The 15525-nt window shown below is 59.7% G+C and carries 16 protein-coding genes and 1 tRNA gene; all 17 read left to right on the forward strand.

Annotated features, from left to right (window positions below):
- Positions 1-111 precede the first annotated feature (111 nt).
- The 17 genes from NOX35_RS06205 (at position 112) to NOX35_RS06285 (ending at position 15507) form a co-directional block, all read left to right on the forward strand.
- Positions 112-1104, forward strand: a complete 993-nt coding sequence (locus NOX35_RS06205) for an NAD(P)H-quinone oxidoreductase (RefSeq protein WP_256496890.1) — start codon at positions 112-114, stop codon at positions 1102-1104.
- The gene (tpiA, locus tag NOX35_RS06210; protein ID WP_256496105.1) at positions 1101-1847 is read left to right on the forward strand and encodes a triose-phosphate isomerase; all 747 of its coding nucleotides are present in this window, start codon (positions 1101-1103) and stop codon (positions 1845-1847) included. The genes NOX35_RS06205 and tpiA overlap by 4 nt, the downstream gene beginning before the upstream one ends.
- A 57-nt stretch (positions 1848-1904) precedes the next feature.
- The gene (gene secG, locus NOX35_RS06215; RefSeq protein ID WP_182286030.1) at positions 1905-2300 is read left to right on the forward strand and encodes a preprotein translocase subunit SecG; all 396 of its coding nucleotides are present in this window, start codon (positions 1905-1907) and stop codon (positions 2298-2300) included.
- Between the two features lie 120 nt (positions 2301-2420).
- Positions 2421-2505, forward strand: a tRNA-Leu gene (locus NOX35_RS06220).
- 74 nt (positions 2506-2579) lie between these two features.
- Positions 2580-2939 carry an NADH-quinone oxidoreductase subunit A gene (locus NOX35_RS06225; protein ID WP_158384358.1) on the forward strand — a complete coding sequence of 120 codons (360 nt, stop codon included), beginning with the start codon at positions 2580-2582 and terminating at the stop codon, positions 2937-2939.
- Positions 2940-2961: 22 nt separating this feature from the next.
- A complete protein-coding gene (locus NOX35_RS06230) occupies positions 2962-3441 on the forward strand; it encodes an NADH-quinone oxidoreductase subunit B family protein (protein WP_003057832.1) in 480 nt (159 codons plus the stop codon).
- Between the two features lie 9 nt (positions 3442-3450).
- Complete coding sequence (locus NOX35_RS06235) at positions 3451-4062, forward strand: NADH-quinone oxidoreductase subunit C (protein ID WP_003076499.1); 612 nt, start codon at positions 3451-3453, stop codon at positions 4060-4062.
- A 28-nt stretch (positions 4063-4090) separates the two neighbouring features.
- On the forward strand, positions 4091-5344 hold the full coding sequence (locus NOX35_RS06240; protein WP_003076498.1) for an NADH-quinone oxidoreductase subunit D: 1254 nt from the start codon (positions 4091-4093) through the stop codon (positions 5342-5344).
- Positions 5341-5832: an NADH-quinone oxidoreductase subunit NuoE gene (gene nuoE, locus NOX35_RS06245; protein WP_003057829.1), complete on the forward strand. Its 492-nt coding sequence runs from the start codon at positions 5341-5343 to the stop codon at positions 5830-5832. The genes NOX35_RS06240 and nuoE overlap by 4 nt, the downstream gene beginning before the upstream one ends.
- Positions 5829-7193, forward strand: coding sequence for an NADH-quinone oxidoreductase subunit NuoF (nuoF, locus tag NOX35_RS06250; protein ID WP_003064388.1), 1365 nt, complete (start codon positions 5829-5831; stop codon positions 7191-7193). Before nuoE ends, nuoF begins: the two co-directional genes overlap by 4 nt.
- A gap of 23 nt (positions 7194-7216) precedes the next feature.
- On the forward strand, positions 7217-9334 hold the full coding sequence (gene nuoG / locus NOX35_RS06255; RefSeq protein ID WP_182286031.1) for an NADH-quinone oxidoreductase subunit NuoG: 2118 nt from the start codon (positions 7217-7219) through the stop codon (positions 9332-9334).
- Positions 9331-10407 carry an NADH-quinone oxidoreductase subunit NuoH gene (gene nuoH, locus NOX35_RS06260; RefSeq protein ID WP_003057825.1) on the forward strand — a complete coding sequence of 359 codons (1077 nt, stop codon included), beginning with the start codon at positions 9331-9333 and terminating at the stop codon, positions 10405-10407. The genes nuoG and nuoH overlap by 4 nt, the downstream gene beginning before the upstream one ends.
- Positions 10408-10418: 11 nt before the next feature.
- Positions 10419-10928, forward strand: coding sequence for an NADH-quinone oxidoreductase subunit NuoI (gene nuoI / locus NOX35_RS06265; RefSeq protein WP_003057824.1), 510 nt, complete (start codon positions 10419-10421; stop codon positions 10926-10928).
- A gap of 34 nt (positions 10929-10962) precedes the next feature.
- The gene (locus NOX35_RS06270; RefSeq protein ID WP_003076492.1) at positions 10963-11643 is read left to right on the forward strand and encodes an NADH-quinone oxidoreductase subunit J; all 681 of its coding nucleotides are present in this window, start codon (positions 10963-10965) and stop codon (positions 11641-11643) included.
- Positions 11640-11948, forward strand: a complete 309-nt coding sequence (nuoK, locus tag NOX35_RS06275; protein ID WP_003057821.1) for an NADH-quinone oxidoreductase subunit NuoK — start codon at positions 11640-11642, stop codon at positions 11946-11948. The genes NOX35_RS06270 and nuoK overlap by 4 nt, the downstream gene beginning before the upstream one ends.
- Positions 11949-11978: 30 nt before the next feature.
- Positions 11979-14015 carry an NADH-quinone oxidoreductase subunit L gene (nuoL, locus tag NOX35_RS06280; protein WP_182286032.1) on the forward strand — a complete coding sequence of 679 codons (2037 nt, stop codon included), beginning with the start codon at positions 11979-11981 and terminating at the stop codon, positions 14013-14015.
- Between the two features lie 16 nt (positions 14016-14031).
- Entirely contained in the window at positions 14032-15507 is a 1476-nt protein-coding gene (locus NOX35_RS06285) for an NADH-quinone oxidoreductase subunit M (protein WP_256496111.1), read from the forward strand.
- Positions 15508-15525: the final 18 nt, after the last annotated feature.

Here is a 15525-nt window from a genome sequence, read left to right on the forward strand (position 1 = left end):
TGTTTTGTCGTTTGCTGGCTGATCCTGTTTTGTGGCTGCTGGCGCTTTCTGCCTAAGCGTTTGAGCCTGATTTATTTGATAGAGCAAAGCCTGACTATGCAAGCCAACACAATGCGAGCGGTGGAAATCACCAGCTATGGTGCGCCAGACGTGCTGCGCATGGGTGTACGTCCCATGTCGGCTGCGGCTGAGGGGGAGGTGCTGATTCGCGTTGCCGCGAGCGGCATCAACCGCCCCGATGTGCTGCAGCGCAAAGGTCATTACGCGCCACCTCCCGGCGCCTCCGATCTTCCGGGGCTCGAGGTGGCGGGTGTGATCGTGGCGGGCGACGAGGCCGCCATGCGCAAGGCAGGCTTCAAGCTCGGCGACCGCGTCTGCGCGCTGGTGGCCGGTGGCGGCTATGCGAGTTTCTGCGCTGCGCCCGTGGACCAGTGTCTGCCGGTGCCTGCAGGCTTCAGCGACGTGCAGGCGGCTGCCTTGCCCGAGACCTTTTTCACGGTCTGGAGCAATGTGTTTGACCGGGGGGCTCTGCAGCCCGGCGAAACCTTGCTGGTGCAGGGCGGCAGCAGTGGCATTGGCGTGACGGCGATTCAGCTGGCCAAGGCCTGGGGTGCGACGGTCATTGTCACGGCGGGCAGCGATGCCAAGTGCGATGACTGCCTCAAGCTCGGTGCCGACCACGCCATCAACTACAAGACCCAGGACTTCGCGGCAGAAGTGCAGCGCATCACGGCAGGCGAAGGCGTCAACGTCATCCTCGACATGGTCGCCGGCAGCTATGTGGCGCGCGAAGTCCAGTGCCTGGCTCCTGATGGTCGCCTGGTCATCATCGCGGTGCAGGGGGGGGTCAAGGCCGAGTTCGATGCCGGTCTGGTGCTGCGCAAACGACTGACCGTGACCGGCTCCACGCTGCGCCCGCGCTCCGTGGCCTTCAAGGCGGCGATCGCCGAGGCGCTCAAGCGCAATGTCTGGCCCCTGCTGGAGTCCGGCAAGGTGCGCCCAGCCATCTATCGTGAATTCGATGCTGCTGATGCGGCGCAGGCTCATGCGCTGATGGAATCCAGCCAGCACACCGGAAAAATCGTTTTGACTTGGGAAACATGAAGCAAAAACTCATTGTTGGCAACTGGAAGATGAACGGCAGCCTGGCTGCCAATGCCGCTTTGCTGCAGGCCATCAAGCAGGGCTTGCCTGCTGACAACAAGGCGGGCGTGGCTGTGGCGGCTCCTGCTGTCTATCTGGCTCAAGTCCAGGCAGAACTTGCGGGTACTTCCATCGGTGTGGGCGCGCAGGATGTGTCCCAGCACGAGCAGGGCGCATTCACGGGCGAAACTTCGGCGGCCATGCTCAAGGAGTTCGGCGTGCGTTATGCGCTGGTCGGTCACTCCGAGCGTCGTCAGTATCATGGCGAGACCGATGCCGTGGTTGCAGCCAAGGCTCAGGCCGCTCTGGCCAAAGGAATCACGCCCATCGTCTGCGTGGGTGAGACCCTGGCGGAGCGTGAAGCAGGTCAGACCGAGGCTGTGGTCAAGCGTCAACTGGCAGCCGTGATTCATCAGGTCGGCCACTGCGTGAGCGAACTGGTGGTGGCGTATGAGCCTGTCTGGGCCATAGGCACCGGCAAGACTGCCACGCCCGAGCAGGCCCAGCAGGTGCATGCCGTGCTGCGTGCACAGCTGGCTGCTGCCAGCGACAAGGCCAATCGCGTGCCTTTGCTTTACGGTGGAAGCATGAATGCAGGCAATGCGGCGCAGCTGCTGGCTCAGGCCGATATTGACGGCGGCCTGATCGGTGGCGCGGCTCTCAAGGCTCCGGATTTCCTCACCATTATTGCGGCAGCGCAATAATTCGTCTGCGCCACACTCCGGTGTGGTGCGCAATGATTCAGACTTTTAGGTTTTGATATGAACGTCTTTTCCAGCGTCATTCTCGCGGTCCAGATGCTGGCCGCCCTGGGCATGATCGGCCTCATCCTCATGCAGCACGGCAAGGGTGCCGATATGGGGGCTTCCTTTGGCAGCGGTTCGTCGGGCAGCCTGTTTGGCGCCTCGGGCAGTGCCAACTTCCTGTCGCGCTCCACGGCGGCCCTGGCCACCGTGTTCTTTGTGGCTACATTGGCACTGGCTTATCTGGGCAACGCTCGCCCAGTGAGTTCGGGTAGTGTGCTGGAAGGTGCTGCTCCTGTTTCGGCTCCTGCGCCTGCTGCCAATGTGCCGCCCGCAGCTGCTGGTGATGCAGCCGTGCCTGCTGCTGCTCCAGCGGCTGGTGCTGAAGGTGCAGCCCAGATCCCAACGAAATAATTTGGAGAAAATCCTGAAGAACCCCAAAGAGTGGGGTTTTTCAGGCTAGAATCTAGGGATTGTCTGGGGATCAGAATCTTTGCAACGAAGGTTCCAGAGATTGCCGGACTTTGAGACGAAGCCGTCGTGGTGGAATTGGTAGACACGCTATCTTGAGGGGGTAGTGGCGAAAGCTGTGCGAGTTCGAGTCTCGCCGACGGCACCAACACATAACTAAAAACCTGCCCTGCTGATCAGGCAGTGATCGGTGAGGCATGTTTTCATAACAAGGCCCACTCGATGAACATCGATCAGTACCTTCCCGTTCTTCTGTTCATTCTTATTGGCATGGCTGTGGGTGTTGTACCCCTGGCGCTCGGCTACGTGCTGGGTCCCAACCGCCCTGATGCTGCCAAGAACTCCCCCTATGAATGCGGTTTCGAGGCGTTTGAAGACGCTCGAATGAAGTTTGATGTGCGCTACTACCTGGTCGCCATCCTGTTCATTCTGTTTGACTTGGAAATCGCATTTCTGCTGCCCTGGGCTGTCGCACTCAAAGATGTCGGCGGCGTGGGTTTTGTTGCTGTCCTGATTTTCCTGGCCATTCTGGTCGTGGGCTTTGCCTACGAGTGGAAAAAAGGCGCCCTGGATTGGGAATAAGCAGCTTTTCTGAGGAAACACGATGATCGAAGGCGTGATGAAGGAAGGCTTCGTCACCACCAGTTATGACACGGTGGTGAACTGGGCCAAGACAGGGTCGATCTGGCCCATGACATTTGGCCTGGCCTGCTGTGCGGTGGAGATGATGCACGCAGCTGCTGCCCGCTATGACATCGGTCGCTTCGGCTCCGAAGTGTTCCGTGCCAGCCCCCGCCACTCAGACCTGATGATTGTTGCCGGTACGCTGTGCAACAAGATGGCTCCCGCGATGCGCAAGGTCTATGACCAGATGTCCGAGCCGCGCTGGGTCATCTCCATGGGCTCCTGTGCCAATGGCGGTGGTTACTATCACTACAGCTACTCGGTGGTGCGCGGTTGCGATCGCATTGTTCCCGTCGACGTCTATGTGCCTGGTTGCCCTCCGACAGCAGAAGCGCTGATCTACGGCATCATCCAGCTGCAGCAGAAGATTCGTCGTACCCACACCATCGCTCGCGTTTAAAGGGCTGAGATGACTGCAATTGCTATTCACCCCGAGAAGCTTCGGGATGTGGTTACTGCTGCCTTGGGTGACAAGGTGCGCTCCGTCACTCTGGCCTACGGCGAAGTGACGGTGGAGGTGTCCGCTGACAAGTATCTGGACGTGATGCAGATTCTGCGCAATGCTCCGGACTGCCAGTTCGAGATGCTGCTGGATCTGTGCGGTGTGGACTACTCCACTTATGCGGAAGTCGGCAAGGACGGTCCGCGTTTTGCCGTTGTATCCCACCTGATGTCCCTGACGCTGAACCAGCGGCTGCGCGTGCGTGTGTACTGCGCCGACGATGACTTCCCCGTGGTGGCTTCGATCAACCCCATCTGGAACTCGGCCAACTGGTTCGAGCGCGAAGCCTTCGATCTGTTCGGCATCGTGTTCGAAGGTCACGAAGACCTGCGTCGCATCCTGACCGACTATGGCTTCATCGGTCATCCGTTTCGCAAGGATTTCCCTCTGTCCGGTCACGTGGAAATGCGCTACGACGCCGAACAGCAACGTGTGGTGTACCAGCCCGTCACGATCGAGCCGCGCGAAATCACGCCGCGCATCATTCGTGAAGAAAACTATGGCGGAGGCCTGCACTAAAGGCGCGCGTCGCCTTTGACGGAAGACCATGGCTGAAATCAAGAACTATTCCCTGAACTTTGGTCCGCAGCACCCGGCAGCGCACGGTGTGCTGCGTCTGGTGTTGGAGCTCGATGGCGAAGTGGTGCAGCGCGCCGACCCGCACATCGGTCTGCTGCACCGTGCGACCGAAAAGCTGGCCGAAAGCAAGACCTATATCCAGTCGCTGCCCTATATGGACCGCCTGGATTACTGCTCGATGATGAGCAACGAGCATGCTTACTGCCTGGCCATCGAAAAGCTGATGGGCATCGAAGTGCCCATCCGCGCCCAGTACATCCGCGTGATGTTCTCGGAAATCACCCGCATCATGAATCACCTGATGTGGCTGGGTTCCTCGGGCAACGATGCCGGCAGCTCGACCATCCTGATCTACAGCTTCCGTGAGCGTGAAGCGCTGATGGACATGTACGAAGCAGTGTCGGGTGCGCGCATGCACGCGGCTTACTTCCGTCCAGGCGGCGTGTATCGCGACCTGCCGGACAGCATGCCCCAGTACAAGGCCAGCAAGGTGCGCAATGTGCGCTCCATGGAGGCCATGAACGAAGACCGTAAGGGCTCGCTGCTGGACTTCATCGATGCTTTCACGCAGCGTTTCCCCAAGTGCGCGGACGAGTACGAAACCCTGCTGACCGACAACCGTATCTGGAAGCAGCGCAACGTCGGCATCGGCGTGGTGTCTGCAGAACGCGCCATCAACCTGGGCCTGACCGGTCCCATGCTGCGCGCCTCGGGCCTGCCCTGGGACATGCGCAAGACCCAGCCCTACGAGGTCTACGACAAGCTGGATTTCGATATTCCGGTGGGTGCCACGGGCGACTGCTACGACCGCTATCTGGTTCGCATGGCCGAGATGCGCGAGTCCAACAAGATCATCAAGCAATGCGTGGACTGGCTGCGTGTCAATCCCGGCCCTGTGATCACGGACAATCACAAGGTTGCGCCCGCAAGCCGTGAAGCCATGAAGTCCAACATGGAAGAGCTGATCCACCACTTCAAGCTCTTTACCGAAGGCTTCAAGGTTCCCGAAGGCGAGGCTTATGCTTCCGTCGAGCATCCCAAGGGTGAGTTCGGCATTTATTTGATCAGCGATGGTGCCAACAAGCCCTATCGACTGAAGATTCGTCCACCAGGATTTGCGCACATGGCTGCTCTCGATGAACTGAGCCGTGGCCATATGCTGGCTGACGCCGTGATGGTGCTCAGTACCCTGGACATCGTGTTTGGAGACGTTGACCGATGATTACCGAAGCGACCAGAGAACGCTTTGCGCGTGAGGTGGCAAAGTATCCGGCTGACCAGAAACAGTCTGCCGTCATGGCTTGCCTGTCTATCGTGCAGCAGGAGCAGGGCTGGGTCAGCCAGGAAAGCGAGGCAGTGATTGCCGAAGTCCTGGGCATGGCCGAGATTGCGGTGCACGAAGTCACCACTTTCTACAACATGTACAACCAGCAACCCGTTGGCAAGTACAAGCTCAATGTCTGCACCAATCTGCCATGCCAGCTGCGCGACGGCTACAAGGCCTTGCACCATCTGGAGCACAAGCTGGGCATCAAGATGGGCGAGACCACCAAGGACGGCCTGTTTACACTGCAGCAGTCCGAGTGCCTGGGCGCCTGCGCCGACTCGCCCGTGATGCTGGTCAACGACCGTTGCATGTGCAGCTTCATGAGCAATGAAAAGCTCGACGAGCTGGTCGACGGCCTGCGCGCAGCGGAGGGCAAGGCATGAGCACGATTCTGAACAATCCTGCCGCCAATGCCGTGCTGGCCAAGTTCGCATCGACCGGCAATGAAACCTGCTTCCACGACCGCCACATCAACCCCCAGATCTATGCGGATCTGAACGGCAGCAACTGGTCCATCAAGGACTATGAAGCGCGCGGCGGCTATCAGGCCCTGCGCAAGCTGCTGGGCAAGGATGGCGGCGAAGGCCTGACGCAAGATCAGGTCATCGCGACGCTCAAGGAATCCGGTCTGCGCGGCCGTGGCGGTGCGGGCTTCCCCACGGGTCTGAAGTGGAGCTTCATGCCCCGCCAGTTCCCCGGTCAGAAGCATCTGGTCTGCAACTCGGACGAGGGCGAACCCGGTACCTGCAAAGACCGCGACATCCTGATGTTCAACCCGCACATCGTGATCGAAGGCATGATCATTGCCGCTTTCGCGATGGGCATCAGCATTGGCTACAACTACATCCACGGCGAAATCTTCGAAGTCTATGAGCGCTTCGAGGCAGCCCTGGAAGAAGCCCGTGCGGCCGGCTATCTGGGTGACAACATCCTGGGCAGCAGCTTCAGCTTCCAGTTGCATGCCCACCATGGCTTTGGCGCCTATATCTGCGGCGAGGAAACCGCGCTGCTGGAATCGCTGGAAGGCAAGAAGGGTCAGCCCCGCTTCAAGCCGCCATTCCCTGCCAGCTTCGGTCTCTACGGCAAGCCCACGACCATCAACAATACCGAGACTTTCGCAGCCGTTCCCTGGATCATCCGCAACGGTGGCCAGGCCTACCTGGAATGCGGCAAGCCCAACAACGGCGGCACCAAGATCTTCTCGGTCAGCGGCGACGTGAACCTGCCCGGCAACTACGAAGTTCCCATGGGCACGCCTTTCAGCAAGCTGCTGGAGCTGGCGGGCGGTGTGCGCACCGGTCGCAAGCTCAAGGCTGTGATTCCTGGCGGCTCTTCGTCGCCCGTGCTGCCTGCCGACATCATCATGGACTGCACGATGGACTATGACTCCATCTCCAAGGCGGGTTCCATGCTGGGTTCGGGTGCAGTGATCGTGATGGATGATTCGCGCGACATGGTCGAGTGCCTGCTGCGTCTGTCGTACTTCTATTCGCACGAGTCCTGCGGCCAGTGCACGCCCTGCCGTGAAGGTACGGGCTGGCTGTGGCGCGTGGTGAACCGTATTCAGCACGGCGAAGGCCGTCCGGAAGATATCGAGCTGTTGGACTCGGTATCCGTGAACATCATGGGCCGCACCATCTGTGCGCTCGGCGACGCGGCAGCCATGCCGGTTCGCGCCATGATCAAGCACTTCCGCCACGAGTTCGAAGCGAAGATCCAGAACGCTTCCAAACAGGCTGCATGAGCGCCTGATCGCGAGACAAGCATATGGTTGAAATTGAACTGGACGGAAAAAAGGTCGAGGTGACGGAAGGCAGCATGGTCATGCATGCAGCCGAGAAGGCCGGCACCTACATTCCTCACTTCTGCTACCACAAGAAGCTATCCATTGCGGCCAACTGCCGCATGTGCCTTGTGGATGTGGAAAAGGCTCCCAAGCCCATGCCCGCCTGCGCCACGCCCGTGACGCAAGGCATGATCGTGCGCACCAAGAGCGAGAAGGCCATCAAGGCACAACAGTCGGTGATGGAGTTTCTGCTCATCAATCACCCCCTGGACTGCCCCATCTGCGACCAGGGCGGCGAATGCCAGCTCCAGGACTTGGCAGTGGGTTATGGCAGCAGCTCTTCGCGCTACGAGGAGGAAAAGCGCGTGGTGTTCCACAAGAACGTGGGGCCGCTGATTTCCATGGAGGAAATGAGCCGCTGCATTCACTGCACACGTTGCGTGCGCTTTGGCCAGGAAGTGGCCGGCGTCATGGAACTGGGCATGATTCACCGCGGCGAGCACTCCGAGATCACCACCGTGGTGGGCGATAGCGTGGACTCCGAGCTGTCGGGCAATATGATCGACATCTGCCCCGTGGGCGCGTTGACCAGCAAGCCCTTCCGCTACAGCGCCCGTACCTGGGAACTGTCGCGCCGCAAGTCGGTGGCTCCGCACGACTCCACAGGCTCCAACCTGATCGTTCAGGTCAAGAACCACAAGGTCATGCGCGTCGTGCCCTTCGAGAACGAAGAAGTCAACGAATGCTGGATTGCCGACCGTGACCGCTTCTCCTACGAAGCGCTGAACAGCGACGAACGCCTCACCAAGCCCATGCTCAAGCAGGGTGGCGAGTGGAAGGAAGTCGACTGGCAGACCGCTCTGGAATATGTGGCCAACGGCCTGCAGCAGATCAAGAGCAACCATGGCGCCAGCGCCATTGGTGCTCTGGTCAGCCCTCACAGCACGGTGGAGGAACTGTTCCTGGCCGGCAAGCTGGTGCGTGGCATCGGTAGCGAGAACATCGACTACCGTCTGCGCAATGCCGAGTTCGCTGTTACGCAAGGCGTGCAGTGGCTGGGTCTGCCCATCGCTGCATTGAGCAATCTGCAGTCGGCTCTGATCGTGGGCTCCAACCTGCGCAAGGATCATCCGCTGTTCGCACAGCGCATTCGCCAGGCTGCCAAGAAGGGCTGCAAAGTCTTCGCCATCAACGATCGCGTCTATGACTGGGCCTTGCCCGTCAACGCATCGGTGGTCGCTGCCGGCGACTGGGCTCAGGCTCTGGCCGATGTGGCCGCTGCCGTGGCCGAGGCCAAGGGCGTGACGGCTCCCGTGGCCGGTCAGGCTCACGACGAAGCCAAGGCGATTGCTGCTGCACTGCTGGCCGGTGAGCAAAAGGCCGTGCTGCTGGGCAATGCCGCAGCACACCATGCCCAGGCTTCCGCACTGCTGGCCCTGGCCAACTGGATTGCACAACAGACCGGCGCTGCCGTGGGCTATCTGACCGAAGCCGCCAACACCGTGGGCGCACAATGGGTCAAGGCCGTGCCTGCTGGCAATGGTCTGAATGCGGCTCAGATGATCGGCGGTGGCCTGAAGGCTGCCATCTTGCTGAACAACGAGCCCGAGTTCGACAGCGCTGCCGGCAAGGCCGCCATCGCCGGTCTGAACAAGGCCGAGATGGTGGTGACTCTGAGCCCCTTCAAGGCCAACCTCGAATTCAGCGATGTGCTGCTGCCCATTGCTCCGTTCACGGAAACCTCGGGCAGCTTCGTCAACGCCGAAGGCCGTCTGCAGAGCTTCCACGCCGTGGTCAAGCCTCTGGCCGACACGCGTCCCGCATGGAAGGTGTTGCGCGTGCTGGCCAACCTGATGGGTGTGCCGGGCGTGGACTACGAAACGTCGCAGGACGTGCTGGCTGAGGCCACTGGCGGCGCTGCCCAAGTGCCCGCCAATGTGCTGAGCAATGCGGCCCAGGCCGTGAGCGCAGTGCCCGCCGGCAATGTGACTGCGCCTGCAGTCGCCAGCATTTACCAGCTCGACAGCATCGTGCGCCGCGCTACGTCGCTGCAATTGACGGCTGACGCTCGTCAGGTTCGTGAGGGAGGCGCCGCATGATCGACGCATTGAAAGCCTGGGGCGCGGGCCTGTCCGCCGCTCCTTTCTGGACCGATGTGGCCTGGCCCGTCATCTGGATTCTGCTCGGCATCGTGGCCATCGTGGCTCCCCTGATGGGTGCCGTGGCCTACCTCACGCTGTGGGAACGCAAGCTGCTGGGTTTCATGCAAATCCGTCTGGGCCCCAACCGCGTGGGTCCTTCGGGTCTGCTGCAGCCTCTGGCTGACGGCCTGAAGCTGCTGACCAAGGAACTGATTCAGCCCACGGCAGCTGCCAAGGGCCTGTTCTATGTGGGCCCGGTCATGGCCATCATGCCGGCCCTGGCGGCCTGGGTGGTGATTCCCTTTGCTCCCGATGTGGCCCTGGCCAACGTGAACGCGGGCCTGCTGCTGCTGATGGCCATCACTTCCATCGAAGTCTATGGCGTGATCATTGCGGGCTGGGCTTCCAACTCCAAGTACGCCTTCCTGGGCGCGCTGCGTGCCTCGGCTCAGATGGTGAGCTACGAAATCGCGCTGGGCTTCTGTTTCCTGGTGGTCATCATGGTCACGGGCAGCATGAATCTGTCGGCCATCGTGATGAGCCAGGGTCAGGGTCAGTTCGCGTCCATGGGCATGAGCATCCTGTCCTGGAACTGGCTGCCGCTGCTGCCCATCTTCATCGTCTACCTGATCTCGGTCGTTGCCGAAACCAACCGTCATCCGTTTGACGTGGTTGAAGGCGAAGCCGAAATCGTGGCCGGTCACATGGTCGAGTACTCGGGCATGGGCTTTGCGGTCTTCTTCCTGGCCGAATACGCGAGCATGTGGCTGGTCTCCATCCTGGCCGTGATCATGTTCCTGGGCGGCTGGTTGCCTCCGTTCGACTTCCTGGGCTTCATCCCCGGTTGGATCTGGCTGGCGATCAAGACCTTCCTGGTGGTGTCGTGCTTCATCTGGATTCGCGCTACCTTCCCGCGCTTCCGTTATGACCAGATCATGCGTCTGGGTTGGAAGATCTTCATTCCCGTCACCCTGGTGTGGCTGGTGGTTGTGGGTGCTTGGCTGTACTCGCCCTGGAACATCTGGAAATAAGCGGAGTACGTATGTCTGCAGTAGCTGCAACACCTTTCTCCTTCAAGGATTTCCTCAAGAGCTTCATGCTCTGGGAACTGGCCAAGGGCATGGCCCTGACTGGTCGCTACACCTTCCGTCGCAAGATCACGGTGCAGTTTCCTGAGGAAAAAACACCTCAATCGCCGCGCTTCCGTGGTCTGCACGCCCTGCGCCGTTATGAAAACGGCGAAGAGCGCTGCATTGCCTGCAAGCTTTGCGAAGCCGTGTGCCCTGCCATGGCCATCACCATCGAGTCCGATGTGCGTGACGACGGCTCGCGCCGTACCACGCGCTACGACATCGATCTGACCAAGTGCATCTTCTGCGGCTTCTGCGAAGAAAGCTGCCCGGTGGATTCCATCGTGGAGACGCACATCTTCGAATACCACGGCGAAAAGCGCGGTGATCTCTACTTCACCAAGGACATGCTCCTGGCAGTGGGTGACCGTTATGAAGCCGAGATCGCTGCCAACAAGGCAGCAGATGCCAAGTACCGCTGAAGCGGCTCCTTGATCACTTGAAAAGATTCGATCCATGGACGCCAAAACTGGTTTTTTCTATCTGTTCTCGGTCGTGCTGCTGTTTGCAGCCTTCCGGGTTGTCACGGCTCGCAACCCTGTGCACGCCGTGCTCAATCTGATTCTGGCCTTCTCGCAAGCGGCAGCCATCTGGCTGCTGCTCAAGGCTGAATTCCTCGGCATCGCTCTGGTGCTGGTCTATCTGGGCGCCGTGATGGTGCTGTTCCTGTTCGTGGTGATGATGCTCGATATCCGTATCGACTCCATGCGCCGCGGCTTCTGGAAGCATTTCCCGTTCGCCGCCCTGATCGGTGTGCTGATCGCCTTTGAAATGGGCATGGTGCTGATGGGCGGCTTCGGCGACGTTGAAGACGCCAAGGCGGTTGGTGCGACCATGGTCAATGCCGCCGGCCAGACCGTTCCTTACTCGAACACACAGGCTCTGGGCAAGCTGCTGTACACGGAATACCTGTATCCCGTGGAAATCGCGGCCGTGATCCTGCTGGTGGCCATGATTGCCGCAATTGCCCTGACGCTGCGCAAGCGCAAGGACAGCAAGGCCATGAACCCTGCAGATCAAATTCGTGTACGTGCCTCTGACCGCATCAAGCTGGTCAAGGTCGACAGCACCAAGCCTGCACAAAAACCTGACGCTGAAGCCGCGGCTGCAGCGCCTGCTGTGGAGACAAAAGCATGACGCTGACTTTGGGCCACTTCCTGACGCTGGGTGCCATGCTGTTTGCACTCTCCGTGGTTGGCATCTTTCTGAACCGCAAGAACCTGATCGTCTTGCTCATGGCCATCGAGCTGATGCTGCTGGCCGTGAACATGAACTTTGTCGCGTTTTCCAGCTATCTGGGCGACATGCACGGCCAGGTGTTCGTGTTTTTCATCCTGACAGTGGCTGCTGCTGAATCGGCCATCGGTCTGGCGATCTTGGTGCTGTTGTTCCGTAACAAGACAAGCATCGATGCGGAAGATCTCAACGCCCTCAAGGGTTGAGTCCGCCGTAACTTGCAAGGTTCTCAAGAAATGAGTCAAACCCTTTCTGCATCCATGCTGCTTGCGGTGCCGTTGGCACCGCTGGTCGGCTCCGCACTCGCGGGTATCTGGGGCACGGCCTTTGGCGGCAACAAGATTGGTCGCACCGGCAGCAGTTCCCTGACGATTCTGAGCGTGCTCCTGGCCTTCGTTCTGTCGGCTCTCACGTTCCAGGCTGTCGTGTTCGACGGCGCAAAGTTCAACGAAACCATCTACACCTGGATGGTTGTCGGTGGCCTGAAGATGGAAGTCGGTTTCCTGATCGACTCCATCACGGCCATGATGATGTGCGTGGTGACCTTTGTGTCGCTGATGGTTCACATCTACACCATGGGCTACATGGAAGAGGATGACGGCTACAACCGTTTCTTCTCCTATATCTCGCTGTTCACCTTCTCCATGTTGATGCTCGTGATGAGCAACAACCTGCTGCAGCTGTTCTTCGGCTGGGAAGCCGTGGGTCTGGTGTCCTATCTGCTGATCGGCTTTTACTACAAGAAGCCCACGGCCATCTTCGCGAACCTGAAGGCCTTCCTGGTCAACCGCGTGGGTGACTTCGGCTTCATTCTGGGTATCGGCTTGATCGCTGCCTACACCGGCACGCTGAACTACTCTGAAATCTTCGCCAAGCTGCCCGAGATCCAGAACACCCAGCTGCCCGGTACGGGCTGGCTGCTGGTGACCGTGACTGCCATCTGCCTGTTCATCGGCGCGATGGGCAAGTCGGCCCAGTTCCCGCTGCACGCCTGGCTGCCGGACTCCATGGAAGGCCCCACACCTATCTCCGCGCTGATTCACGCGGCGACCATGGTGACGGCTGGTATCTTCATGGTGTCGCGCATGTCCCCTCTGTATGAGCTGTCGGATGTTGCGCTGAACTTCATCCTTGTGATCGGCTCCATCACAGCGCTGTTCATGGGTATCCTGGGCATCATCCAGAACGACATCAAGCGCGTGATTGCGTACTCCACGCTGTCCCAGCTGGGCTACATGACCATCGCTCTGGGTGTGTCGGCCTACTCGGTGTCCGTGTTCCACCTGATGACCCACGCCTTCTTCAAGGCTCTGCTGTTCCTCGGTGCCGGCTCCGTCATCATGGGCATGCACCACAATCAGGACATCCGCTGGATGGGCGGCGTGCGCAAGTACATGCCCATCACCTGGATCACCTTCCTGCTGGGTAATCTCGCACTGATCGGCACGCCGTTCTTCTCGGGCTTCTACTCCAAGGATGCCATCATCGAGGCGGTTCATGCTTCCAACCTGCCTGCTGCCGGCTTTGCCAATTTTGCAGTGCTGGCTGGTGTGTTCATCACGGCTTTCTACTCCTTCCGTCTGTACTTCATCGTCTTCCACGGCAAGGAACGCTACGACCAGAACCCCGATGCCCACCATGATGACCACCACGGCCATGACGACCACGGCCATGGCCATGATGCCAAGCCCCACGAGTCGCCTCTGGTGGTGACCGGTCCTCTGGTGCTGCTGGCCATTCCTTCGGTGGTGATTGGTGCGATTGCATTGATGCCCATGCTGTTTGGCGACTTCTTCAAGGGCGTGATCCACGTCGATGGCTCCAAGCATGGCGCCATGGCCGAACTGGCCGAGCAGATCCACGGCTGGGTGCCCATGGCGCTGCACGGCTTCACGGCTGCACCGTTCTGGCTGGCTCTGGCCGGTGTGGTGGTGTCCTATGTGTTCTACATGGTCAAGCCCGAGATTCCTGCCGCCATCATGGCTTTCTCCAAGAAGATTGGTCTCTACCAGGTTCTGGAAGGCAAGTACGGCGTGGACTGGGTGTACGAGAACATCTTCGCCCGCGGCTCCCGTGCCTTCGGTACCTTCTTCTGGAAGGCCGGCGATCAGGCCATCATCGATGGCGCCATCGTGAACGGCTCCTGGAAGCTCATGGCCAAGTTCGGTCAGTGGGTGCGCGGCCTGCAAACAGGCTATCTCTATCACTACGCGTTGGTCATGCTGCTGGGTATCGTTGCCCTCATGACGTACTTCGTGTGGCTCAACAAGTAGTAGGGGAAGAACAAAAATGGGTTTGTTGAGTCTTTCTATCTGGGTGCCGATTGTTTTTGGCGCCCTCCTGCTGGCCTTCAGCAAAGAAGGGCAGGCCAACGCGGTGCGCTGGCTGGCACTGATCGGTGCGCTGATCGGTTTTGCGGTGACCATTCCTCTGGTCACCGGCTTCGACACCACGACTGCCAATATGCAGTTTGTGGAGAACGCGCTCTGGATCGAGCGCTTCAACATCCACTACCACCTGGGCGTGGATGGCATCTCCATGTGGTTTGTGCCGCTGACGGCCTTCATCACCGTCATCGTGGTGATCGCCTCCTGGACCAGCATCACCGAGCGCGTCAACCAGTACATGGCCGCTTTCCTGATCCTGTCGGGTCTGATGATCGGTGTGTTCGCGTCTCTGGACGGCATGCTGTTCTACGTGTTCTTCGAAGCGACTCTGATCCCGATGTATCTGATCATCGGTATCTGGGGTGGTCCGAACAAGATCTACGCGGCCTTCAAGTTCTTCCTGTACACCTTGATGGGCTCGCTGCTCACGCTGGTCGCTCTGATCTATCTGTACACCCAGTCGGGCGGCAGCTTCGAGATCCTGGACTGGCACAAGCTGCCCCTGTCCGGTACCGCACAGACGCTGATCTTCTTCGCCTTCTTCGCCGCTTTTGCGGTGAAGGTGCCCATGTTCCCGGTCCACACCTGGCTGCCCGACGTTCACGTTGAAGCCCCTACAGGCGGCTCCGCCGTGCTGGCCGCCATCATGCTGAAGCTGGGTGCCTATGGTTTCCTGCGCTTCTCCCTGCCCATTGCTCCCGATGCGGCGCATGAGTGGTCGGGCCTGATGATCACGCTGTCGCTGATTGCCGTGATCTATGTGGGTGTGGTTGCTCTGGTGCAGAAGGACATGAAGAAGCTGGTTGCTTATTCGTCCGTGGCTCACATGGGCTTTGTGACCCTGGGCTTCTTCATGTTCAACAACCTGGGCATCTCCGGTGGCCTGGTGCAGATGATTGCCCACGGTTTCGTGTCCGGCGCCATGTTCCTGTGCATCGGCGTGCTGTACGACCGCGTTCACTCGCGCGAAATCGCCGCTTACGGGGGTGTGGTCAACACCATGCCCAAGTTCGCTGCCTTTGCCCTGCTGTTTGCCATGGCCAACTGCGGTCTTCCTGCAACCGCCGGTTTTGTGGGCGAGTGGATGGTGATCCTGGGTGCCGTGCAATACAACTTCTGGATTGGTCTGGGCGCTGCAACCGCTCTGATCTTCGGCGCTGCCTACACCCTGTGGATGTACAAGCGCGTGTACCTGGGTGCCGTGGCCAACGACCATGTGGCTGAACTCAAGGACATCAACTGCCGCGAATTCCTGGTGCTGGGCCTGCTGGCCGCGGCCGTGCTGGTCATGGGTCTGTATCCCAAGCCCTTCACCGATGTGATGGATGTGTCTGTGGCAGAGCTCATCAAGCATGTGGCTGTGAGCAAGCTCAACTGACCAGACTGAAACGAGAGA

The organism is Comamonas sp. C11 (assembly GCF_024496285.1).
Classification (GTDB): domain Bacteria; phylum Pseudomonadota; class Gammaproteobacteria; order Burkholderiales; family Burkholderiaceae_C; genus Comamonas; species Comamonas testosteroni_F.